This is a genomic window from Streptomyces sp. NPDC098789, from assembly GCF_044759975.1.
GTDB lineage: Bacteria > Actinomycetota > Actinomycetes > Streptomycetales > Streptomycetaceae > Streptomyces.
Window position 1 is genome coordinate 21161 of the sequence record NZ_JBIWAJ010000032.1, and the last position, 21006, is coordinate 42166.

Genomic DNA, 21006 nt, shown 5'->3' on the forward strand with positions numbered 1-21006 from the left:
CGCCTACCCGGCGACACCCCCACATCGAAAGCCCGCGCCAGCATCGTTCGGGGGAACAGCACCGCGAAGGGTCCCATCAGGGCGATCAAAGCCGCGCCCCGGGCAAACCTCAGCCCCGACCGGCTCGTCGCAAGAGCGACACCATCCCCTTCCCCACGTCCGCGCACAAGGGGAACAGAGGGTGCGCTCGGGACCTAGACACTCTGCGCCCCGCCGGTGGGGTGGCTTAGAACTGGTGGTAGTCGGCGAGGAAGCTGCAGGCGGCCTGCTCGCTGGTCCCCAGCGCGGTGGCCACCTCCGCCATCAGGTAGCGCAGGTCCGCGATCGCCTTCAGCACGACCAGCGGGCTCTCCTCCACCGCGGAGGACAGCTCCCGCGTCAGCCCGGTCAACAGCTCGGTGAGGGTGTCGGGGAGCGGGACGGCTTGGTCGCGGACCACGCTCACGTGCGCCTCGATGTCGCCGGTCGGGCCCGACAGGTCGATGTCCGCCTTCCACAGCGGGCCGTCCTCCAGGGTGCTCCAGTCCAGGGGGTAGTGGGCCGGGCCGCGCCAGCCGCACGAGCACGAGCCCCGCAGCACGGCGGCCCGGGGGCGGCCCATCCGGCCGTCGTAGGCGTGCCAGTCCGTGGAGGAGGGCATGTGGGCGCCGCTGCCGACGTCGAAGTACACCGGGTCCGGCTCACTGCCATCCGTCAGCAGCACCCCCACCGACCCCGTGTGCCCTGCCGACAAGCTCTTCAGCACCCTGTCCGTCACGACGACCTCCCACTGTCCGCGCCACAGCTCCGCCCATAGCCGGCCGGGCTCACACACCAGCCTGCCCTGCCCCGTACTCCTCGGTGCCTCATTCGCCGAACGAGCTACCGCCGGAGCCGGTCAGCTTCTTCACCCCCTGTCCGCACGGCGCGTCGACGAGGGCAACCGCTGCCGAGCAGCCTCACTGATCTCCAGGGCGCTGCGCTGCCGGAAATGTGCCTTGGCCACGACCTGGAACTGCCACGAGCCGTGACGGATCGTTCGTTGATGGCCACATCACCATCGCCGGAGGCATCTGTTTCGATGCCTGGAGCCATCTTGTCCAGGTACCCACCGCGGCATGGTCCAGGAACACGCCCGCTCCGGATTGCTCCAGGGAGTCGAGAGGTACCTGCGCTGGTACGCCTACTCCCATAGCGCCGATCCCGACGCCGGCGCTGCGGCTCGCGCGGTCTTGGACGAGTGGGACACAGCACAGCGCAGCGGGGCCACCGCTGTGACTACGGCTGTCCGGTCTGCCGGCTCGGGCGCGCAGTGGGCGCTACCTTCCCGTCAGTCGGTAGTCGAGGAGCGCGAGGCCGGCGGCGGCTGCGCGATGTTGGTAGGCGCGCAGGCCGGGTGCTCTGGGGGGCGCGGGCTTGCGGGCGTTGCGGTGCCAGTGGCCGGTGAGTGCGGCCAGGAACGCCGTGGTGGTTTCTGGGCTGTTGGCGGTGGCGGGGTGGTCTTGGAGTAGGCGGGCGATGTCTGCGGGCGTGTGTCCGGCGAGGATCAGTTGTGGTGCGAGGGAGGCGGCGTCGATGCAGGCGGGGCCGGTGGTGGCGTGGGCCCAGTCGACGAAGGTCACGCCCAGGTGGTGGTCGCGGACCATGTTGTCGGCGCGTAGGTCGCCGTGGACGATGCGGTCTCCGTGGGCGAGAGCGGGCCAGGCGGCCTCGAGTTCGGCGAGTTCGTGCAGCCGGTGGCGTACGACGAGGCCTAGGTCGCCCGGCGGGTTTGCGAGCAGTACGTCCCAGCCGTGGAGGCCGGCTGCGCCGGAGGGCGTGCCGACGACCGCGGCGGTGTACGCCGTCGGGGCGGGGCTGGAGGTGAGCTTGTCCAGCAGGGCCCAGGTCTGCCCGCCGTCGCCGGAGGCCGGGGAGAGGTCGGGGTGCGGTCCGTCCAGGTGGGCGATGACGACGGCGGTCCAGCCAGCGGCGCGGTGGATTCCCAGGAGCTTCGGGGCCGGTGCGCCGGGAGGCAGTACGTCCAGGACGGTGGCTTCGTGGACGTTGGCGTCGGTCAGCGGGTCGTCGTCGGGAGCAGCCTTGACGAAGGCCCGTCGACCGCTGGCCAGGGTCAGGGCGGCGGCGAGCTGGTGGCCGAAGCCGCCCGCCGGGGTGACGGCGTCCACGACGGAGGAGCCGAGGGCGGTTTCGAGGCGGGTCCGCAGCGGGGTGGGGACGTCGGTCCATCGAAGACGGCCGACGGGGGGAAGCGAAGACATGGAGGCGACTCACAGGTGGGTGGGCGGGCAGGGCGCGGGGGTGAGCGCCGGCCCGGACCGTGAGGTGGTGGTGCCTCAGTGGTCCCGGCCGGCGCTTGGCGCCTGTCGCCGCATCACGCGCATGCCTTGAGTCCCTCGGACGTCGGGAAGGGCACCCGTTTCGGGTGCCCTTCCACTGTAGCGGGGCGGGTGGGTCAGGTCGTGGGGATTGGGGTCAGGTGGTGCAGGAGTGACGGTCCGATGCGGATGGGATCGGACAGCAGGTGACGGGCTCCGGCCGTACGAAGGGCGGCGGGCGGGTGCCAGCCCCACGCGGCGCCCACGGCGAGGACGCCGGCGGCGCGTGCGGCACTCATGTCGCCGGGACTGTCCCCGACGAATGCCGCTTGCTCGGGCAGGACACCGACCTGGGCCAGGGCGGCGTGCAGCCCGTCGGGGGCCGGTTTCGCGGGCGCGTCCTGCAGGGTGATCACGACGTCCAGCAGGTCGGTGAGGGCCGGTGGCAGGTACCAGGGCAGGCGGTCGCGGTCCTGGAGGGTGACGACCCCGAGTGCGACGTTGACGGCACGCAGGGCCAGCAGTGCGGTGAGCACGCCGGGGAAGGCACTGGGTGGTGCGGCGGCGAGTGCGCCGTCCCACCACCGGCTGCAGGCGTCGTCCGGGTCGGCGACACCGAGGAGGGCCAGGACCTCGGCGCGGGGGCGGCGCAGGGCGCCTGGCGGGAGGTCTGCCGGGGTGGTGCGCTGGCCGGTCGCGCAAGTCGCGACCGCCGCGAGGGCGGTGCGGATAGTCGGGCCGCTGTCGAGGAGGACGCCGTCGAGGTCGAAGAGCACGGCTTGCCGGTTCACCGGACGCTTCCCGGATCGGTGAGCAGCGCGGACAGGGTCATCCGGTGCTCGGTGAGCAAGGTGGTGGCCCCGGCGTCGCGGTCAAGGACGCAGAGCGCAGTGGTGACGCGGGCGCCCGCGATCCGCAGCAGCCGGGCGCCACGCAACAGGCTCGTCCCGCTGCGGGCGGTGTCGTCGATCAAGGCGGTGCGGCGGCCCTGAAGGTCGGCGCCCTCGATCTGCCGCCACGTCCCGTGTTCCTTCCGCGCGGCCCGTATGTAGGCGGCGGGGAGCCCTGTGTGCAGGGACAGGGCGGTCACGAGCGGGATCGCAGCGAGCGCCGGCCCGGCCACCACCTGGGTGTCCGGGGGCAGCAGGGCGGCGAGCGCGGCCGCGGTCTCCCGGAGCAGCAGCGGGTCGCAGGCCAGCCGGTAGGGGTCGAAGTAGGAGTCGAGGGTCCGCCCGTCGGGCAGCCGGTAGGGGCCGGGGAGGAACGCTGCCGTGATCCGGTCCGCGAGAACGGCAGACACCGAGGTCGTCATCGCGGGCCCCCAGAGGTCAGGGCCATCAGATCCTTCTCCAGCGCGGCGACGTCGGGGAGTTCGGCGAGGAACCCCAGCGGTCGGGTCGGCCCCTGCACCAGCCACTGCTCCGAGCGCAGGAAGGTGACGAGGCGGCAGGCGGCCGGGCCCAGCAGCCGAACCGGGACGGGCCGGATCGTCGTCGCGTAGTACAGGGCTGCGGTCACCTCGTGCAGGGTTCCGACCCCGCCGCCCATGACCACGACCAGGTCCACGTCGTCGAGGTAGGCGTGCAGGCGCTTCCCCATCGTCGGCGCGTACACGACGTCGGTGACGTAGGAGTTGAGCGGGCCCCAGTCCTGGCCGGCCAGTGTGATCGCGGTGACCGGCACCCCGTGGCGGGCGGCGCCGCGGGCGGCGGCTTCCATCAGGCCGTTGTAGCCGCCGTGCCGCAGCCCGTACCCGGCCGCGCCCAAGGCATCCCCGGCGGCCAGGGCGAGGTGTTCCTCGCCGGGGCGGGCGACGACGCCGGCGAACAGTGCCGCGGTACGCGTGGGATGGGTCATGCCGGTCCCTCCTGACTCTGGTAGGCGCGGTAGGCGGTGATCTCGTCGGAGAGGGAGGACACCGCGCGCGGGGCGATCCGCTCGGTCAGGCGCACGATCCGCTCCAGCGCCTGGTCCGCTTGCGCAACGGTGGGCACCGGGGGGCCGCTCAACGCTTCGGTCAGCTCCGCCAGGCATTCACGGCCGATCGCGGTGCGACCCACCTCGTCGGGCAGGTGGTACCAGCCGTGATGGCGGGAGTGCGGGACCAGGACGGTGCGGACCACGTCCCGGCACGTCTCGTGCAGCTGGTGCAGGAGCCCGTAGGCGATGTACTCCTGCCCGCGCAGCACGCGTTTGCGAAGCATCGCGTGCAGGACCATCGCCTGCACCAGCAGCGTCGAACAGTCCGCCGGCGCGGCCGCCGTACGGGCCAGCTCCGCCGCCAACTCAACCTGGGCCCCCGCGTCCGGGCCGGTATGGGGGTGGGTCTCCTGCCAGAGCAGGCGCGGGCCGATCCGGCGGCGCAGCGCGTCCACGGCGCTGTCCGGGCAGAGGTAGAGGTCCAGCTGGAGCAGGTGCCCGTCGTGCGGCAGCAGGTAGACAAAGCCCGCGCCCCCCAGGTCGGCGACGATGGTGTCGCGCCAGCCGGGCAGCAGCGCGCCGAACTCGGTGGACATCACCGCGTCCAGACTGGTCATCAGCGCCAGCAGCCGCTCAGCGCGTACGGCAACGACCAGGTCGACGTCGGACAGCCGGTCGGCCGTCCCGGTCGCCAGCGAGCCCCGCACCAGCAGCTGTGTCACCGCGGGAACACCAGACAGCATCTGCACCAGATCGGCCAGCACCGTCAGCTGCGAGGGCCGGTGGGCGTAAGCCAGCTCCTCCAGCGGCGACAGCGGCGCCGAAGGCGTGGTGGTGGTCATACGGTCTTCCTTCCTGGGAGAGAAGAGGAGGTGCGGGCGAGCAGGTGCTGCTTGGCCTCCGCCCATCGGGCGGCTTCCGCGTCGGCCCCGCGGTTCCTATGCAGTTCGGTGATCAGGTCGTACGCGCCGCCCTCGGGGAGCGCGTAGGCGTAGTACGCCCGCAGCAGGACCTGCTCAGCGCAGGCGAGGAACCCGAGCGAGGCCAGCTCCCCAGCCCGCTCCATCAGCCGACCGCGATCGGCGGCCGTCAGCACCGGCAGCCGGACGGCGTCCCCCGCGCGCAGGTGCGGGTGGGCGGCGAGCTTCCGGTAGATGTCGTCGGTGTAGACGTCGGCGATCAGGTGCAGCCGGGCCGGGCCGGTGGCGTTGCGGACCCCGTGCGCGCGGGAGGGCGTCAGCCGCCACAGGGAGCCGGCTCCCATGTGCACCCGGGCCCCGGCCGTGACGAGGACCGCGGACGGGTTGGTGACGAGCGGGATGTGCAGGCGGTGTCGGCCGCGCTCGTTCAGTTCCGCGTAGTCGCGGTGCTCCCACAGGTAGGAGTGCGGCTCCAGACGGGCCAGACGGACGTACATGAAGTCCAGCCCCAGCCCCGCCAGGAAGTCCTTCGTCACCGGCATCCGGTCCAGAAGGGTGGTCGGGCGGGGCCGCCCGTCGCCGATCACGACGTCATGCGGGTCCCGGTCGGTGGAGTGGTTCATCAGCGAGGCGGTCCACCAGCCGCCGGACTGGTACTCCCCGTACGCGACCCTCCCCCGGGTCGGTACCCCGAGCGCCTCCGCCCGCATCCGCTCCACCAGCGTCTCGTCCAGGTCGACCAGGCGAGCCACCTGCTCCAGCAGCTCCGGCCCGGGACCGCCCGTCTCCTCGGTGGCCGCCGTCGCGGCGAACGTCATCGTCCCCATGCGTCTCTCCCGACACCTCATCCAGCTGCGGCCCGGCCGGGCCGCCAGAACTCACCACACCGCGCCCGTCGCCCAGGGCCCAGAGCACCGGCGTTGCGGCTGGTTGCCGCCGGTTGCGGCGGGGTGCGGACCGGGCCCGGTGCCCTTCCCCCGCTCGTGCGCAGCCGGAAGACTGGTGTCCCGTGTGCTCGCGAAAGGGACGCCGCCGTGACCGTGGACACCACCGCTGAACAGCACCCGCTCGCCTATCTGCTGTCCCAGCGCGGGATGAGTAACGAGGCGTACCTGTTCCGGGTGGCCGAGCAGCACCGGCGTATGGGGTACGGGCAGATGGGGCACCGTAAGGAGAAGGCGTCGCGGTGGGTCAGCGGCGAGAACGCGCCACCCTGCGCACCCAGTTCGCCATGGCCGCGCTGGAGAAACTCCCGCCCGACGTCGTTCTGGCTCACGGCTGGCCGGGCTGGCTCTTACTCGCCGTGCCCGACGACCACGCCATCCTCACCGCCCCGTGGGCCACCACGGCAACCGTGCACGCACTGGAGATCGCAGGAGGTCCGGTGGACCGCAGGAAGTTCCTGATCACCACATCCGTCACCCTCACCACCACCGTCGCCCAGTGGTCCGGTGCTGCCCCCGCCAGCGCCGTCGCCGCGGGCGGCCGCCGTATCGACGACAGCACCCCCGACCGGTTCGAACGCCGCCTGGAAGAACTCCGTCACCTCGACGACGAACTGGGCTCCGGGGAGGTCTACGACGCCGCCCGAACCGAACTGCGTCTCATCCTCGGGGCCCTCAACGACACCTCCTACAGCGAGCGCGTCGGGCGCCGCCTGTTCAGCGTCGCGGCCGAAGCATCAAGATCGGCCGGCTGGACGGCGTACGACAGCGGCCGGATCGCCGCAGCCGAACGTCACTACGTCACCGCCCTGCGGGCCGCCGCGAGCGCGGACGACCCGGTCGTGGGCGCCAACACGCTTGCGTTCTGGGCGATCCAGCAGTACTCCACCGGCAACCCGCGCGGCGCGATCGACCTCATCGAAGCAGCCCTCACCCAGGCCCCACGCATCGGCTCCGCCCGGATGACCGCCATGCTCCACGCCCGCGCCTGCCGGGCCCACGCCCACGCCGGCGACACCCGCGCCGCCGACCGCTCCGCCAACGCCGCCATGGACACCTACGCGAACGCCGGGCCGATGGAAGCAGACCCGGCCTGCGTCTACTGGTTCAACCTCGGTGAAACCCACCAGCTGCTGGGCAGCTCCGCTCTCAACCTCGGCAATCCCCGCCAAGCCCTCAAGCACTTCCAGGACGCCTCTACCGCCCACCACAGCGAGGGCGAGGCGTACGACGGCGACGCCTTCCCCCGCGGACACGCCATCTACCTCGCGCGCCTCGCCGAAGCCCACCTCGCCCTCGGCGACATCGACGCGGCCGTCGACGCCGCCCACACCGCTGTGACCCGCATGGGAGGCGTCACCTCCGCACGCGGCACCAGCACCCTTGACGACCTCCGGCACAAACTCGGACGCCGCCGCGGCATACCCATCGTCGCCGACTTCCTCAACTACACCGCCAACTGACGAGACGAGCGGCCAGACTAAGGGAGCCCTTCTCCAACGGGAATCGTCGAAGGCGACCGGCCGCATCCTCAAGAGGCCGCCATCTGGTCATTCTTCTCTGCGAGCTGCCCAGGCCGCAGCTCAAGAGGAGACCTTGTCCCGCAGCGCCTGCCCAAACCTCGGTGGCACGATCTGAACAGTTCTGGACCCCGGCGAATGTAGAAACTCGGGCCGAGCGCCTATTCGTCCACTCCGTGTGCTGCGGGATGGGCATGGCCGGCAGGGGCCTTGACCCCGTTGGGACTCACCGGGTCAACCCGGGACTGCCGCTCACGGGGTGAGGTCCAGGACCCGGACCGGTTGGCCCTCCCAGCGTTTCGGCACGGTGGTGGCCACGATCGCGCCTTCGGGCCGGTCCGCGGTGGGCTGCGCCGCGTGCTGACTATGCGCGGCCGCCCATGTTTCCTGCTGGGAGACGGCGAGCGCGGCCGGCAAATCCAGGTCTAGGACCGTGATCCCGGGCAACGAGGCCAGGTGCTCAGCGGTGCCGGGCCGCGCGCGGTCGGCTTCGACGAGCGCGCACGAGGGGGCGTAAAGGAACCAGCCGGTCTCGGCGTGAGCGCGGTGGATCAGGCGGGAGACCAGGACGTTGCCCTGCCCGGCCGCGGCCATCGCCGTCTCGTCGAGCACGATGTGCATCGCTTCGCTCACGGGCGCTGCACCTGCGCAAGCCGCCGGTCGAGCTCGTCATCGAGCTCGCCCTGCTCCGCCGCGGTCGGGGCGTACCCATTCCAGGCCCGCAGCGCGGTCTGCGCCTTCTCCGCGCGCTCGGCGCGCTCGGCCGGCGTCAGCATCGTCTCGGCGAGACGGGCGAGGTAAGCCCGCAGGGACAACCCCTCGGCCGCCGCGATCGCGGCGAGGCGGTCCTTAGCTTCCTCGGGGATTCTCACATTGGCATCGGACATGATCATGCTCCTTCCCATCCCCTTAGGGTACGGGTACGGGTACGTACCCGTCAGGGGGCGGTTGAGGTCGGCGAGGTCGTGGGCGGAGACTCCGTGGGCGCCGGCCTGCTTGGCGTCGAAGGAGGGCGGGCTGCGCCGCAGTACTCCCGGAGCCGTTCGGGAGCTCGAAGCTGCCGAGGCCGGAGTCCACCTCACGGATGTGGTCTACCTGGCGCGGGTGTTGAAGGTGCGGGCGACTGGCTCGCTATTTTCTGGAATTTCGGCCATTTTCTTGATGATCGAATCGTGGCGATCATGGCCGGAACTCCTCTCTTTTTGAACGATTAAGTGACCTGGAGGAACGCTCTTTCGGGGGACGGCGGTCATCGTTCGGGGCCGTTAGGCTCATCGCCGCCTGCAACTTCATGAAAATTTCACGGGGTGCATGAAGGAGGCATCGAGAGCGGGTGCCCAGGCGGTGACAGGTCGGGATTTTAGCTGGTGAGAGCTATTTGGAGGTCGTATGGAGCACATGTATAGCAACGGCACGCGGGCCAGTTCCATCGGTGGAGCGGTGTGGGTGAAGGCGCGCGCGAGCGATGCCGTCAACAACTGTGTTGAAATTGCACGGGTCGAAGAGGGCGAGGTCGCGTTACGGAACTCTCGTTTCCCGGATGGTCCCGCTCTCGTGTTCACGCGGGCGGAGATGATCGCTTTCATCGCGGGTGTGCGGGCCGGCGAGTTTGACGCCATGACTGTCTGAAATGGTGTGGCCCTGGGTTGCGTGGTGCGCTTGTGGAGCTCGAGGATCACGACACGTGAGATTTCTGTGATCAAGGAGCTGATGTGGGCGCTCGGCCCAGACCTTTCGAGATCGTGGGAGGGAGGGGGCCGGACCGGGTACCGGAGCCGGCCTCTTCCGTTCCTCCGATCCTGCGCAAGCTGTTGGGGGTGGCGCTGCTCCGCCACCGGAATGCTGCTGGTCTCACTCAGCCTCAGGTCGCGGCGCTGGGCGGTGTCTCGTCGGCGCCCAAGCTGTGCCGGATCGAGAGCGGGGCGACGAACGTCCGGTTCGACGAGAAGGGCATCATCAAGCTCCTGGACCTCTATGGGGTGCCGGAGGGCGAGGAGCGCGAGAGCGTGCTCGCCCGCGCCCGCCAGATCCTGGCCGTCGGTAACCCGCGGCTGCCGGGCAGCAAAGACGTGGCAGCAGCGTTCAACGACCTGCGGTACGTCGAAGCGGCCGCCACGCAGATCACCACCTTCGAGGGGAACAACATCCCCGGGCTGCTGCAGACCACCGCGTACATGAACGCGGTGTTCGCCGTGCCGTACCTCGGCCAGGACACTACGGCCCAGGACAGCCTGCTGGCGCTACGGGGGCAGGTGCGGACGCAGCGGCAACAGATCCTGGAGTCGAGCTCGGCGCCGGAGCTCACGGCGATCATCGATGAGGCGGCGCTGCGCCGGCCCATCGGCGGCCACGCGGTGATGCTGGAGCAGCTGCGGCGCATCTACGGGAGGTGCGAGCGGGGCGGGAACGTCCACGTGCGGGTGTTCCCGACCGAGGCGTGGGCTGTGTGCCCGCCGCTGACGACGGCCATGACCTTGCTGAAGCTTCCCGACCTGGAGGGTCCGCCGGAGATGCTCTACGTGGAGGCCATGAACGTGAGCGCGATGTGGGTGGAGGACCCGGTCCGTCTCCTGGAGCACAAGGCCTCCCTGGAGGGAGTGTTCCAGCACTCCCTGACCAAGGCCGACACGATGCGGTTCTTGCAGGCCAGGATCGACGAGCTGGCCGAACCGCACTAGGGGATGCGGGCGACGCCCCCAAACTCGATCCATTCCTGGGTCTGCTGTCGTGGGAAGAGGTCGGTATCGGGCCGCCAGGTGGAGACCTCCACCGGTTCGGTGTGCTCGACGAGTTCGAGGCCGTCGAAGAGGCGTCGGACCTCCTGCGTGCTGCGGACCCGGCCCCACCGGTTGCCGGTGATCTTGCTCATGAACGCGGTGACCTCGTCCCGCAGGGCCGGGTTGTCGCTCGCGAGCTGGGAGATGACCATGTGGCTGCCCGACGGTAGGCGGCGCGCGACATCCTTGACCAGGCTCCAGGGGTTGTCGCTGTCGGGGATGCAGTGCAGGACGGAGACGAAGAGGGCGGCGACGGGCTCACCGTCCAGCAGGTCGGCGACTTCCGGTGCCGCGAAGATCTCTTCAGTGCGGCGGAAGTCGGCCTCTATCACCGCGGTGGTGTGCAGGTCTTCTTCCAGCATGACGCGCCCGTGGGCCAGGACCAGGGGGTCGTTGTCGATGTAGACGACGCGGGCCTGCGGGTGGGTCTCCCGAGCGACCTGGTGGACGTTGGGGCGGGTGGGGAGCCCTGAGCCGTGGTCGAGGAAGCGGCGGATCCCGGCCTCCTGGGCCAGGTAGCGGACGGCCCGCACGAGGAAGGCCCGGTTGATCCGGGCGAGTTCTCGTGTCGAGGGAGCCATCTCCAGGAGCTGGGCGCAGGCTTCCCGGTCGGACGGGTAGTTGTCGCTCCCGTCGATCAGGTAGTCGTACATACGGGCAACGCTGGGTGTGCTCACGTCGATCATTGAATAGGTCGGCCCCCAGGATGGTGGCGGTCCGCACTCTTGCGGCTCCGGCCGGCGATGGTGGTCGGCCCATGCTAGGAGCGCATCTTGGCACCCGACTAGAGCCCCTCGCCCCTCGGAGTGATGCACAGGGGCGCATATCGGCCGCCCGTCATTGCGCAGCGCGGGCCCGGCGTGCGCCGATGAATTCGGGTACAGCACGCCAGGCCGCGCATAAATGCATTTCTGAATATGCTTTAGGTCTTTTCCGTGTTCTCTTGCGTGGCACGGAGCGCGGCGTTGTGGACCATGTCGAACTGCTGCGGTGGCAGGCCCATCACCGCGGCCGCGGTCCGCCGGGGCAGTCCCAGACGGTCGTGGAGGATCACCGCGTCGGCGTGGATCTGTGACAGGCCCCGCGCCGGCTCGCGTCCCACCCGGGGTTGGGCGTTGACGAATCCGGTGAGCAGCAGCCAGGACACGGCCGCCGGTGCCGGGCAGGTCAGCGCGGAGGCCCACAGGGGGGCCAGCGCGCCTAAGGCGGCCTGGGCCGCGTCCTCGCCCAGGCGGTCGTTGCCCAGGCGGGCCGCCGCGTAGCGGGAGTACACGGTTCGGTGGGTGGCGCAGAACGCCTCGTAGGCGACGCTGGCCAGGTCGCGTGCGCACCTGGTCGCCTGCGGGCCGCGCGGGCGGGCCACAGGCGAGGGGGCGGGGCGTCGGCGGTTCGGGAAAGGGGTGTCAGGCATCAGGTCCTCAGCCGGTCGTCATCGACGGATGCGGGTAGGAAGAGGGGCTCCCATGGGTGTCCGGATCCCGCCCGCCTGGGCCGTGCCCAGGGCAAGGTGGCTTGTCCCGCGCGAAGCGTTCGAGAGGCTGCTGGGAGGCGGACGCGCGCTCGGGCGGCGCCGGCGAGGGCTAGGCGCCGCCCTTGCAGCTCAGGACCGCCGGATACGGGTGAGGATCACCGCACTGCGGTCAGCCAGGGCCGCGGGCGCGACCATCAGCAGCACATCCTGGGACGCCGCCCCCTGGAACACCGCCACGACCGCGGCTGCGGTCAATGCGGAACCGAAGCGGAGCACCACCGAAAGGATGCTCAGAATCTCCGTTTGAGGCAGCCAGTACGACGGAATGGTACTTTCTGGCGGCAGAGGAAAGCGTCCCATGAATTTCCGATACGTGCGTTCAATCATCGCTGTTCTCCTTAGGCAGAGGCGGCTGATCGGACGCGCCGGGGCCCCGAGGGGGGCAACCCTCGGGGCCCTTCCCATGTCTGGGTGGACGTCCGGCCAGGAACTCGAACCGTAGCGATGGCCGGCCATACACGCCACGAACACCGCAGCCGTGAAACCGGAATCCGCAACCCCCAGTCCCGGGCGCCGCATTGCCTGCACACACCCCAACGGGACGCACTTACGGCACAGAAATGACAAATTTATCAACTAGCTGGTCAGATTATGAATCTAAAAGGGAGTCTGGGCTCAAGGGAGCCACTCCCGGGAAGTCTCGCCTTCACTCGAACGGATTACGCCCCACCAGTCGGGTGGCACCCCGCACGCAATTTCACGGCCGGAACCGCATCCACGACGACGGACTTGACGAAAAGATCGGATGTGTCCCGGCGAGCGGGAGCGAGTTCCCCAAGGCCGAGTACCGGCTGACGGCGCCGGAATCCCTGCTGGGCGATACGTACCGGCTGCCCGAGGACCTGTCGGCGACCTCGGGCCAGGAAGCGGTGCAAGGCACGGTCAGCTCGGACATACGCGCTGTGCCTGTGGTGCGGCGCTCCAGATCGGCGCGGTCCCGAAGGTGCCGCCGCAGTTCTGCTCGGCCGCGTGCGCGGCCGCCGCAGGACGGCAGTAGCTGCAGGTCGGGCTCGGCCGACCCCCCTCAGAAGCGGGGCTCTTGCTGCTCGGTGAGCTTCCTGGCCTGCTTGGAGCGCGCGAAGTGGGGTTGGCCAGGCTTGAGGCACCAGGCGCCGGCTTCCTGACCGCAGTGGGGGCTTCGCACGTCGTACGCCTGCCACACGGTCCGGACCGCCTCGTGCTTATTCTGCTCTTCCTGGAGTTCGTCGCTGACTGGCCGCAACCCCTCGGCGACATCCGCTGGTTCGAAGCCGACACGGACCTGGCCCTTGCCGCCTTCGAAGCCGGCCACGCGGAGGCCGAGCAGCACGCGGCGGCTGGCGAGCGGGCCATGCTGCGGTCCGCCTCGCCATCGCTATCTCCTTCGCCCGCCCCGGGCGCGCCGGCAACAAGCTCGCCTTCGCCCACCAGCTCCTCGATGGCCTCGATCAGCGCTCCAACAACCTGCTCGCCTTGGCGGTGGCCTTGATCAAGGACGCGGGGATCCCCGGCGTCACCGGCCGCGCCCAGAGCCTGCACGCCGAGATCGAGGCTGCGGGGCTGCCCTTCCTCCACCGGTTCGTGGAGCTCGCCCTCGCCTTTCACCACGCCGTCCGCGACGAACACCAAGACCTGGTCGCCACCATCGACTGGCTTCGCACGCTGACCGACACCGGCGACTTCGCCTACTTCACCGACATCGCCCACTTCATGGCCGCCCTGCCCCTTCCCGGGCCGTCGACCACCCGCTGGACCACGAACGAGGACCACGTCAGCTCCGCGTGGCGCCGCCTCGTTCAGGCCCAGCAAGAACACCTGCGCGCGGGAAACTGACCCCGGACACGCGAACGGCCCCGACCGTGTCCGGTCGAGCCCGTGATGGTGGGCGACCGCTCAGCGAGCGGGCCCGTTCGTACGTAGGAGGGTGAGGATCTCGGTGAGCATCTCGCCGTGCTGGGCGAGTACGGCGCCGTGGTCGTCCTGGGTCCGCGAGATCTTCTCCAGCAGCTGGGTACGGGACTGCTCGACCTGCTGACGCTGGCGTGCGGCGAGGGCTTCGGTGCGGTCCAGGATGTCCTGGGTCTCCGCGAGACGTTCCAGGGCTGCCACCCGGCGGGCCAGCTGGGTGTCCGGGTCGTCGTAGATCGGCTCGTCGGACACCAGGGCTCCGTTCATCGGAAGGGCTCGTACGCCACAGCGAGTATCGCAGGGCCAGGCCGGGAAGCGGAAACACAGCCACTGCCTCCACGACCAAGGCGCGCGCCGAAGCAGCTCGCGCAGTTCCGGGGCGGCGCCCCGGTCGGGGCCGGGAGCCGGTCAGGTGTCGAGGAGCCCGAGTTCGGTGTCGGGTCGGCACAGCGGGCACGCAATCGCCGAGGGCACGGTCCGCAGCACCTCCGTGACCGACTCGCGGGTGGACGGCTTGCCGCGGGTGGTCATCCGGCAGGCGCTGGTGTGGACGCGGTCGGGGCGGCGGGATACGCCGATGCCGTACTCGATCCACCACCGTGGCGGCTCCCGCAGCGGCCGCCGGCGGGCCCGCTCTTCCTCGAACGCGCGGACGGCGCTGATCCGCTCGTCGACGCGCACGAGGGTGAGCTCCAGCCAGCGACGTATGACCAGGAGCTGATCCAAGGCCGGTGGGAGGGGCAGGAGGGGGTCCTGCATCGCGGGCTACGCCGCCTCAGTCACGTCGGCGGGTGCGATCGGGCGGGTCAGCTTCTTGAGCTGCATGCGCGCCGCCACGACGTCCTCGCGGGCGACCGTCGCCCAGTGGCGGTGGTCGACGACCGCGATCGACAGTTCCCGGATCTCGGCCCACATCCGGTCGACAGTCGTCTTCTGCTCGTCGCTCCAGCCGGGGCTGTCGGGGACGTCGCCGCGGTGGGAGAACCGCTCGCCCCGGGCCCAGCCGGTGCAGGGTTCGACGCTCCAGGGCAGGTCGGCGAGGTAGGCGCGGTGTTCGGCGTGGGCGCGGTGGAGGCGCTCCTGGAGCTGGAGGAGGTCGTCGGGGAAGGAGCTGGTGTCGGTCACCCGTCAATCGTAAGTCTGTTCGAATATGGATGGGAAGTCGACGCTCCGGTTGGTGACCCATTCGCGCGATCCCGCTACCCGACCACACATACGGCCCGCGCCGCTGCGCCCTCGCTCCGCGGACAGCCCCACACCTCCTGCACTGAGGCCGGGGCGGTGCGACCCTGGATTCAGGGGCCCCGCGTGTGGAGGTGCGAGTGCGTCCCATCTGGTCCGGTGCGATCTCCTTCGGTCTGGTGACCATCCCGATCAAGGTGGTGCCGGCGACCGAGTCGCACGACATCAGCTTCCGGCAGATCCACACCGCTGACGGCGGTCGGATCCGCTACCGCAAGGTGTGCGAGATCGACGGCCAGGAGCTGCGCCAGGACGAGATCGTTCGCGGGTACGAGACCGCGACGGGCACCCTCATCCCCGTCACCGACGAAGACCTCGACGGCCTGCCGCTGCCCACGGCGAAGGCGATCGAGATCGTCGCCTTCGTGCCGGCGGCGAGCATCGACCCGATCCAGATCGGCGCCTCCTACTACCTGGCCGCCACCGAGACCGTGTCCGCGAAGCCCTACGAGCTGCTCCGCCGAGCCTTGGAGCGCAGCAGCAAGGTGGCTGTGGCGAAGTTCGCGATGCGCGACCGCGAGCGGCTGGGCCTCCTGCGGGTCAAGGACGACGTGATCATCTTGCACGCGATGCGGTGGCCCGATGAGATCCGCGCCTCCTCCTACGTCCCCGTGCCCGAGGTGGAGGTCTCCGAGGAGGAAGTGGACGCCGCGGTGCGGCTCACCGAGTCCCTCAGCGGCGTCGCCCTGGAGGAGATGCACGACGGGTACCGGGCCGCGCTGGAGGAGGTCATCGCCGCGAAGACCGGCACCGGCACCCTGCCCGAGTCTTCCGGGGAGGCGCCGGCGGCCTCGGCCGAGGTCGTCGACCTCATGGCCATGCTGGAGCAGTCCGTCCAGGACGCGAAGACCTCCCGCCACAGCGACGCCGGCACCGTCCACCCCCTCCCCACCAAGAGGGCCTCGGGGGCGAAAGCCTCGGACGGGAAGAAGCCGGCGGTCAAGAAGACGGCCGCGAAGTCCCCACGCCGCACTGCCTGAAGAACCCCACCAGGCCGGCACTGGACCATTCCCGGCAGGCCGAAGACGAGGGTTCGGGCCCGACCTGCAGTCGCCGCTCGCCGGGCCCGGACGGTGCTGCGTCAGGGGCAGGTGTCGAGCATCGTGTTCAGCTGATCGCGCTCGGGTTCGGTGACGGCGAGTTGGTAGGTGTACTTGATGTGGGTCCACGCGCGGGAGTACGTGCACCAGTAGGCCCGGGACGGCGGGCTCCACTGGTCAGGGCTTTGGTCGCCCTTCGACCGGTTCGAGGCCGCCGAGACCGCGAGCAGCTGAGGTCCTTGGAGGTCGTTGGCGAAGGCCTTCCTTGTGGGGGTGTCCCAGAGGTCGACGCCGCTGCGCCAGGCGTTGGCGAGGGGGACGATGTGGTCGATGTCTACCTGGCTCGCGGCCGTCAGCACTCGGTCGTCGTACGGGCTGACCCAGGTGCCGGATACGGCCCGGCACTCCGAGTCGCGCTGGACGTCCTGGCCGTCGCGGGCCAGAACGACCTCACGGGTATCGCACCGCTCCCCCTGCTGCGCCCAGTGCGGGAACCGTGCCCGGCTGTAGCCGGCCATCGGGTGCGGGGCCTCCACCACCAGCTCCATCAGCTCCGCGCGAGCGACGGCCGCGGACGGCGCCTCCGGCAGATCCCCGCGCACCACGACCGCGGTCGCGGCAGCAGCCGGAGCGGCGGCCAGTCGCGGCGACGGCGCGGCGACGGCGGGAGTAGGGGTGGCGGTCAGCAGGGGCAGCACGGCGAGGGCGAGCGCGGGCAGACCGCGCGTCAGAGTCTTGATCACACGGGTTGGTGTAGCGGTCGCGTTCGCGGCCTGCCCGCGGCCTCGGGAGGCGCTTCACCTGGTTGGGCGTACGGGTTCACCGAGGAAACGATCCCGCCCCAGCCAGTTGCGAGGCTGTTTCAGCGGCGGGTGACGGTGTAGCCGACGTCAGTGCCCCCGGCGCCCCGGGTCTTGACCGAGGATCGGCTGTCAGCGGTCGGGGTGGGAGGCCGCGAGGGTGGAGGGGCCAATTCCGCTGGTGGGATCGGTGGCCCAGGGCCACTGGCGGGTGTCGTAGGGGGCGCTGGTCGGTAGGACGGCCTTGCGGCCTCGCCGGGCCATCTCCTCGCGGAGCGCCGTGCGGGTGGCGTCGCCCATGAGCTCGACGTCCATGACGCGGCTGTGTCCGAAGAAGGCCCGGCCGAGCTCGCGGTCGGCGACGATCCGGGTGAGGAGGTCGAGCATCCGGTCCGGGGTGGTGGTGAACTCCGGGGTCTCGAAGAGGAAGAGGCGCTCGCCGATCGCCGCCTCGCCCAGGTACTGGGCGAGGACGGTGAACAGGACGTTCTTGGTCCGGGTGACGTAGAGGGTGTTCACCGCCGCGTACACGTCGTCGAGTGCTCCGCCCAGCCGGGTCTGCCAGGTGTCCAGCACCGTGGTCCAGTGGCCGACCTGTACGGCGGCGGCCGCTTCGATCAGGTGCAGGAGGAGGGGCGTACAGCTGCTCGCGAAGCGCTCGGTATGTTCCTGTGGAGCGGGTCGGCCGCTGTCGAGGCGTGCCAGGAGCCTGCCGCAGAGGTCGAGGAGGGCGCGCCCGGCCCGTGCTTCCTCGGGGCCGATCCCGGCCGAGGCCAGGCCTGCGGACGCTCGGGTGAGCGTGCCGGCCAGCCGGGTGCGGGTTTCCGGCGGGAAGTGGCCGGGTGAGGTTGCGAGGCGGAAGGCGGCCACGGGTACGTGGGCGAGGTCCTTAAGCTGCCGGTAGGAGTCGGGGACGGGCGGTGCCTGGAGGGGTGGGCCGCCGGGGGTGTGGAGCAGCAGCCAGCCGCCGCTGCCGTCGAACAGGGCCAGGATCACGGGGGTGGAGGCGAGGAGCCGGTCGCGCTGGTCCGCCGTGGCGTGGGCGTAGACCTCCTGCACGGTGGTGCCGAGCCCGGCCGTCGCCTCCTGGCTCGCCGTGCGTCCGGGTGGGGTGGCGTCGTTCATCCTGCGCCTTCTCGTCCTGGGCTTTCTGGTCCTGGCCGCCCGGCCAAGCCGTCCCCATGATCGAGCAGCCTCTCCGTCTACTGTGCGGTCTCGCCGCCGTCGGCCCGGCGTGGTCTCCAGAACGACCGGAAACCTCGCTGCCGTGGCGCGAACCCCCCACGACGGGCGGCGGGATCGGAGCACCGCCGGGACAGCGCCGGGTCCCGGGCCGGTGTGCGGGGGCACGCGGGTGCCGCCGCACACCGGCCGACCGTCAGTCGCAGCTGACGGAGAGCTTGGTGACGGCCTTGCAGGTCCGGCTGGCGGTGTCGTCGGCCGGGTTCGGGTCGGCGGGGGTGGTGGCGTGTGCGCCCGCGGTGACGGTGAACGGGGTGCCGAGGCTGAGCGCGCCCACGGGGACGGTGAAGGCGCGGGTAGCGCTCTGTCCGGGGGCGAGGTCGCCGAGTGGGCAGGTGACGCTGCCGGGGGCGGTGGTACAGCCGCTGTCGGCGCCGGTGGCCTCGGTACCGCCGGGCAGGGCGGCGGCGGCGGTGACGCCGGTGGCGGTGGCCGGTCCGTGGTTGGTGACGGTCACGGTGTAGTCGATCCGCCCGTCCAGGCCGGGGACGGGCGTGGCCGTGAGCGCCGTCCGCAGGTCGGCGGCGGGCGGGGCCGGGGTGATGGCGATGCTGATCGGGCCGTGCTCCACCGCCTTGGTGGCGGCGACGGTGTTGGTGGCCGTGTCGATCACCGTCACGTCGGAGCCACCCATGTCGGGCACGTACAGGCTGCGGCCGTCGGGGGTGAGCGCCAGCGCTCGGGGACCGTTGCCGACCGGGAGGGTGGAGGTGACGGTGTTGGTGGCGGTGTCGATCACCGAGACGGTGTTGGCGATGCCGTTGGCGACGTAGGCGCGGGCACCGTCGGGGGAGACTGTCACTGCGGTGGGACCGTTGCCGACCGGGACCGTGGTGGTCACGGTGTGGGTGGCGGTGTCGATCACGGAGGCGGTGCCGGACTGGCCGTTGGTGACGTAGGCGTGCCTGCCGTCGGGGGCGAAGGCCAGCGCGGTGGGGGAGTCGCCGACGGCGACGGTCGAGGTGACGGTGTCGGTGGCGGTGTCGATGACCCGCACCGTGTCGTTGACGGGGCTGGTCGCGTACACCTCGGTGCCGGAGGGGCTGACCGTGACGGCGGTCGGGTTGCCGTTGACGGGGATGCTGGCCGACTGCCGGTGGGTGGCCAGGTCGAGGACCTTGACGGACTGTCCGCTGTTGTCGGCGATGTAGGCGTGCTTGCCGTCGGGGGCGATGGCCAGCTGGTAGGGGAAGCTGCCGAAGCCGAAGGTGTCGGTGACGGTGTGGGTGGCCGTGTCGATCACCGAGATCATCTTGTCGTTGCCGTGGGTGACCAGTGCCTGGCTGCCGTCGGGCGTGATGGCCACGCTGGTGGCGCTGCGGCCCAGCGGCACGGTTGTGACGTTCTCCCCTGTCACGGTGTCGATCACCGAGACGCTGTTGCTGTAGTAGTTGACCACGTACGCGGTCGGGTGCGCGGGCCCGGCGGCCTGGGCGGGCCCGGCGGCGGGCGCGGCCGGTGCGGTGACGGCGAGGGCGAGGACCGTCAGCGATCCGATCAGGGCGGCGGACCGGCGGCGGGAGCGTTGTGGTCGGACGGCGGGGGTGCCGGGGCGCACAGGAGCCTCGATTCGTGAGGGTGACGGGCGGTGCCGACCGGCAGGGCGGTGGCCGCGCGGGCACCGGGATGAAGAAGCGCGGCCCACGGTCCTAACGAGCCCGACCCGCGCTGAGTAGTGGTCCCCCGGGCGGTCGTCTGAAGCTCCTCGCCGACACTGATCGCACCGATGTCCAACAAGGTGCGGGCCACCCCGTCGGGATCGCGGACGGCCGCGTACTGCACGGCCTTCATGATCAGGTCGAGACGCTCTTCGTCGCCCGGCCGTACGTCCTGGTCCACGTCTGCCACTTCCCTGGTCACGTCGAAGCTGGGGCTGGCGTCCACTGGCCCCAGCGGAGAACTGGGCGCTGTCACCGTGACGACGAGGACGACGCCTCGGGCTCCTCGGCGTCGTCCTCCTCAGGGGCGTCGTCGTACCAGAAGGACTCGCGCCGGGGATCGGGGCCGGACGCCCACCGGTCGCCACGAGCTGCTTCCGTGACGCCCGCCGGCCGCGTGCGCGGTGCTCGTGTCGGCCGTGGAGACGCGGGGGTGCAGCTCCCGTCCTGGTGGCCCCCCGAGCCGCCAGGACGGGCCTGGCCCTACCCAGCTCACCGCCCCTGCTCGCACCGTCCCCTGAGACCCCCTGGTAGCCGAGGGCCCCGCCTTTTCCTTCCGGAGTACAGCGTGGTGCTGGCCCGGCTAGGTTGATGATCAGTCCGCGCCGGTATGGGTGCGTGGGCCAGGACCGGCTTCCCGCGCTCTGGGTCGAGCCGGACCGCCTACGGGTCTCGGCATCCAGGGGATGCCGAGACCCGCACTCGCTGTCCGCCGGTGGCGTCTGCCGGATCGGGCGTCAAGGGAGGGAGGAGGCGGCGTCGCATTCGCGGCAGGTGACGGCGCGGGGCTGTTTGAGGGCTTCGAGGGTCTGGTCGAGGTCGAGGGGGGTTCCGCCGGGCTGGCATCCGATGACGTGGATCAGGGTCGCTCCGAGATGGCCGGGCCGGTGGGGTAGTTGCTGCACCGTCCACGCCTGCCGACCACCGACGAAAGCAGCGGGCGTGCTGGCCGGACGGGTCGGCACCCCGCTGTAGTCACCACCCTCGAGGGGGCGGACATGGCCGGCTCCCAGCCACACACGGTGCTCGACCGACTCCGGACGACCCACGCTCCCGGTCACCCAGACGGTCACCCCGACCTGGTACTCCCAGCCCGCCGAAGTCCGACGCCGCTCATACAGGGAAGCCCGCAATTCCTGCCCATCGGGCATGACTGCGATCACCCGCGCACCGGCTCCCACCATGTTCCCCCTTTTTCCTTCATCGCCGGATTCTCCTGGCGGGTCCA

General features: G+C 70.8%; 26 protein-coding genes. 5 read left to right on the top strand and 21 right to left on the bottom strand.

Going from position 1 to position 21006, the window contains the following annotated elements; all coding sequences use genetic code 11:
- Window positions 1-226: 226 nt before the first annotated feature.
- The 7 genes from ACIQWR_RS38740 to ACIQWR_RS38770 form a co-directional block, all read right to left on the bottom strand.
- Window positions 227-757, bottom strand: a complete 531-nt coding sequence (locus tag ACIQWR_RS38740; RefSeq protein WP_404019996.1) for a hypothetical protein — start codon at window positions 755-757, stop codon at window positions 227-229.
- Window positions 758-1298: 541 nt separating this feature from the next.
- Window positions 1299-2240 carry a phosphotransferase family protein gene (locus tag ACIQWR_RS38745; protein ID WP_404019999.1) on the bottom strand — a complete coding sequence of 314 codons (942 nt, stop codon included), beginning with the start codon at window positions 2238-2240 and terminating at the stop codon, window positions 1299-1301.
- 194 nt (window positions 2241-2434) lie between these two features.
- Window positions 2435-3088 carry an HAD family hydrolase gene (locus ACIQWR_RS38750; protein WP_404020002.1) on the bottom strand — a complete coding sequence of 218 codons (654 nt, stop codon included), beginning with the start codon at window positions 3086-3088 and terminating at the stop codon, window positions 2435-2437.
- On the bottom strand, window positions 3085-3597 hold the full coding sequence (locus tag ACIQWR_RS38755) for an orotate phosphoribosyltransferase (RefSeq protein ID WP_404020005.1): 513 nt from the start codon (window positions 3595-3597) through the stop codon (window positions 3085-3087). The genes ACIQWR_RS38750 and ACIQWR_RS38755 overlap by 4 nt, the downstream gene beginning before the upstream one ends.
- A gap of 8 nt (window positions 3598-3605) precedes the next feature.
- The gene (locus ACIQWR_RS38760) at window positions 3606-4154 is read right to left on the bottom strand and encodes an LOG family protein (RefSeq protein WP_404020008.1); all 549 of its coding nucleotides are present in this window, start codon (window positions 4152-4154) and stop codon (window positions 3606-3608) included.
- Window positions 4151-5059, bottom strand: a complete 909-nt coding sequence (locus tag ACIQWR_RS38765; protein WP_404020011.1) for a nucleotidyltransferase domain-containing protein — start codon at window positions 5057-5059, stop codon at window positions 4151-4153. The genes ACIQWR_RS38760 and ACIQWR_RS38765 overlap by 4 nt, the downstream gene beginning before the upstream one ends.
- Complete coding sequence (locus tag ACIQWR_RS38770; protein ID WP_404020014.1) at window positions 5056-5964, bottom strand: aspartyl/asparaginyl beta-hydroxylase domain-containing protein; 909 nt, start codon at window positions 5962-5964, stop codon at window positions 5056-5058. The genes ACIQWR_RS38765 and ACIQWR_RS38770 overlap by 4 nt, the downstream gene beginning before the upstream one ends.
- 359 nt (window positions 5965-6323) lie before the next feature.
- On the opposite strand from ACIQWR_RS38770, the gene ACIQWR_RS38775 reads away from it, so the two are divergent.
- Window positions 6324-7544, top strand: coding sequence for a transcriptional regulator (locus ACIQWR_RS38775; protein ID WP_404020017.1), 1221 nt, complete (start codon window positions 6324-6326; stop codon window positions 7542-7544).
- Between the two features lie 309 nt (window positions 7545-7853).
- Here the strand turns inward: ACIQWR_RS38775 and ACIQWR_RS38780 are convergent, their stop codons facing one another.
- Window positions 7854-8234 (bottom strand): hypothetical protein, encoded by a 381-nt coding sequence (locus ACIQWR_RS38780; protein ID WP_404020019.1) that lies wholly within the window; start codon window positions 8232-8234, stop codon window positions 7854-7856.
- Window positions 8231-8488, bottom strand: coding sequence for a hypothetical protein (locus ACIQWR_RS38785; RefSeq protein WP_404020022.1), 258 nt, complete (start codon window positions 8486-8488; stop codon window positions 8231-8233). Before ACIQWR_RS38785 ends, ACIQWR_RS38780 begins: the two co-directional genes overlap by 4 nt.
- A gap of 502 nt (window positions 8489-8990) precedes the next feature.
- Between ACIQWR_RS38785 and ACIQWR_RS38790 the strand changes: the two genes are divergently transcribed.
- The gene (locus ACIQWR_RS38790) at window positions 8991-9230 is read left to right on the top strand and encodes a DUF397 domain-containing protein (RefSeq protein ID WP_404020024.1); all 240 of its coding nucleotides are present in this window, start codon (window positions 8991-8993) and stop codon (window positions 9228-9230) included.
- Between the two features lie 188 nt (window positions 9231-9418).
- Entirely contained in the window at window positions 9419-10279 is an 861-nt protein-coding gene (locus tag ACIQWR_RS38795) for a helix-turn-helix domain-containing protein (RefSeq protein ID WP_404020027.1), read from the top strand.
- On the opposite strand, the gene ACIQWR_RS38800 is transcribed toward ACIQWR_RS38795, so the two are convergent.
- From ACIQWR_RS38800 to ACIQWR_RS38815, 4 genes are all read right to left on the bottom strand, one after another.
- Window positions 10276-11064 (bottom strand): SAM-dependent methyltransferase, encoded by a 789-nt coding sequence (locus ACIQWR_RS38800; RefSeq protein ID WP_404020030.1) that lies wholly within the window; start codon window positions 11062-11064, stop codon window positions 10276-10278. The genes ACIQWR_RS38795 and ACIQWR_RS38800 overlap by 4 nt on opposite strands.
- 236 nt (window positions 11065-11300) lie before the next feature.
- Window positions 11301-11789, bottom strand: coding sequence for a hypothetical protein (locus ACIQWR_RS38805; RefSeq protein ID WP_404020033.1), 489 nt, complete (start codon window positions 11787-11789; stop codon window positions 11301-11303).
- Window positions 11790-11978: 189 nt separating this feature from the next.
- Entirely contained in the window at window positions 11979-12236 is a 258-nt protein-coding gene (locus ACIQWR_RS38810) for a hypothetical protein (protein WP_404020036.1), read from the bottom strand.
- A gap of 697 nt (window positions 12237-12933) precedes the next feature.
- Complete coding sequence (locus ACIQWR_RS38815; RefSeq protein ID WP_404020039.1) at window positions 12934-13218, bottom strand: hypothetical protein; 285 nt, start codon at window positions 13216-13218, stop codon at window positions 12934-12936.
- A gap of 143 nt (window positions 13219-13361) precedes the next feature.
- Here ACIQWR_RS38815 and ACIQWR_RS38820 point away from each other — a divergent pair, with 143 nt between their 5' ends.
- Complete coding sequence (locus ACIQWR_RS38820) at window positions 13362-13721, top strand: hypothetical protein (RefSeq protein ID WP_404020042.1); 360 nt, start codon at window positions 13362-13364, stop codon at window positions 13719-13721.
- Between the two features lie 60 nt (window positions 13722-13781).
- On the opposite strand, the gene ACIQWR_RS38825 is transcribed toward ACIQWR_RS38820, so the two are convergent.
- The 3 genes from ACIQWR_RS38825 to ACIQWR_RS38835 form a co-directional block, all read right to left on the bottom strand.
- Window positions 13782-14063: a hypothetical protein gene (locus ACIQWR_RS38825; protein WP_404020045.1), complete on the bottom strand. Its 282-nt coding sequence runs from the start codon at window positions 14061-14063 to the stop codon at window positions 13782-13784.
- A gap of 141 nt (window positions 14064-14204) precedes the next feature.
- Window positions 14205-14555, bottom strand: a complete 351-nt coding sequence (locus ACIQWR_RS38830) for a DUF6233 domain-containing protein (RefSeq protein WP_404020048.1) — start codon at window positions 14553-14555, stop codon at window positions 14205-14207.
- Window positions 14556-14561: 6 nt separating this feature from the next.
- Window positions 14562-14921, bottom strand: coding sequence for a hypothetical protein (locus ACIQWR_RS38835; RefSeq protein ID WP_404020051.1), 360 nt, complete (start codon window positions 14919-14921; stop codon window positions 14562-14564).
- 197 nt (window positions 14922-15118) lie between these two features.
- On the opposite strand from ACIQWR_RS38835, the gene ACIQWR_RS38840 reads away from it, so the two are divergent.
- A complete protein-coding gene (locus ACIQWR_RS38840; protein ID WP_404020054.1) occupies window positions 15119-16018 on the top strand; it encodes a Ku protein in 900 nt (299 codons plus the stop codon).
- Window positions 16019-16119: 101 nt separating this feature from the next.
- On the opposite strand, the gene ACIQWR_RS38845 is transcribed toward ACIQWR_RS38840, so the two are convergent.
- The 5 genes from ACIQWR_RS38845 to ACIQWR_RS38865 form a co-directional block, all read right to left on the bottom strand.
- The gene (locus ACIQWR_RS38845; protein ID WP_404020057.1) at window positions 16120-16821 is read right to left on the bottom strand and encodes a DUF1524 domain-containing protein; all 702 of its coding nucleotides are present in this window, start codon (window positions 16819-16821) and stop codon (window positions 16120-16122) included.
- 189 nt (window positions 16822-17010) lie between these two features.
- Window positions 17011-18003, bottom strand: a complete 993-nt coding sequence (locus ACIQWR_RS38850) for a hypothetical protein (RefSeq protein ID WP_404020059.1) — start codon at window positions 18001-18003, stop codon at window positions 17011-17013.
- Window positions 18004-18256: 253 nt separating this feature from the next.
- Window positions 18257-19678, bottom strand: a complete 1422-nt coding sequence (locus tag ACIQWR_RS38855) for a beta-propeller fold lactonase family protein (RefSeq protein WP_404020062.1) — start codon at window positions 19676-19678, stop codon at window positions 18257-18259.
- The gene (locus ACIQWR_RS38860; protein ID WP_404020065.1) at window positions 19618-20004 is read right to left on the bottom strand and encodes a hypothetical protein; all 387 of its coding nucleotides are present in this window, start codon (window positions 20002-20004) and stop codon (window positions 19618-19620) included. The genes ACIQWR_RS38855 and ACIQWR_RS38860 overlap by 61 nt, the downstream gene beginning before the upstream one ends.
- 511 nt (window positions 20005-20515) lie before the next feature.
- A complete protein-coding gene (locus ACIQWR_RS38865) occupies window positions 20516-20941 on the bottom strand; it encodes a hypothetical protein (protein ID WP_404020068.1) in 426 nt (141 codons plus the stop codon).
- Between the last annotated feature and the right edge of the window lie 65 nt (window positions 20942-21006).

Excerpts from the sequence above, each read along its gene's own strand:
- ACIQWR_RS38770 (WP_404020014.1), bottom strand. The coding sequence starts at position 5,964 with ATGGGGACGATGACGTTCGCCGCGACGGCGGCCACCGAGGAGACGGGC.
- ACIQWR_RS38830 (WP_404020048.1), bottom strand. The coding sequence starts at position 14,555 with ATGCAGGACCCCCTCCTGCCCCTCCCACCGGCCTTGGATCAGCTCCTG.
- ACIQWR_RS38760 (WP_404020008.1), bottom strand. The coding sequence starts at position 4,154 with ATGACCCATCCCACGCGTACCGCGGCACTGTTCGCCGGCGTCGTCGCC.
- ACIQWR_RS38745 (WP_404019999.1), bottom strand. The coding sequence starts at position 2,240 with ATGTCTTCGCTTCCCCCCGTCGGCCGTCTTCGATGGACCGACGTCCCC.
- ACIQWR_RS38810 (WP_404020036.1), bottom strand. The coding sequence starts at position 12,236 with ATGATTGAACGCACGTATCGGAAATTCATGGGACGCTTTCCTCTGCCG.
- ACIQWR_RS38805 (WP_404020033.1), bottom strand. The coding sequence starts at position 11,789 with ATGCCTGACACCCCTTTCCCGAACCGCCGACGCCCCGCCCCCTCGCCT.
- ACIQWR_RS38765 (WP_404020011.1), bottom strand. The coding sequence starts at position 5,059 with ATGACCACCACCACGCCTTCGGCGCCGCTGTCGCCGCTGGAGGAGCTG.
- ACIQWR_RS38800 (WP_404020030.1), bottom strand. The coding sequence starts at position 11,064 with ATGATCGACGTGAGCACACCCAGCGTTGCCCGTATGTACGACTACCTG.
- ACIQWR_RS38825 (WP_404020045.1), bottom strand. The coding sequence starts at position 14,063 with ATGAACGGAGCCCTGGTGTCCGACGAGCCGATCTACGACGACCCGGAC.
- ACIQWR_RS38785 (WP_404020022.1), bottom strand. The coding sequence starts at position 8,488 with ATGTCCGATGCCAATGTGAGAATCCCCGAGGAAGCTAAGGACCGCCTC.
- ACIQWR_RS38790 (WP_404020024.1), top strand. The coding sequence starts at position 8,991 with ATGGAGCACATGTATAGCAACGGCACGCGGGCCAGTTCCATCGGTGGA.
- ACIQWR_RS38850 (WP_404020059.1), bottom strand. The coding sequence starts at position 18,003 with ATGAACGACGCCACCCCACCCGGACGCACGGCGAGCCAGGAGGCGACG.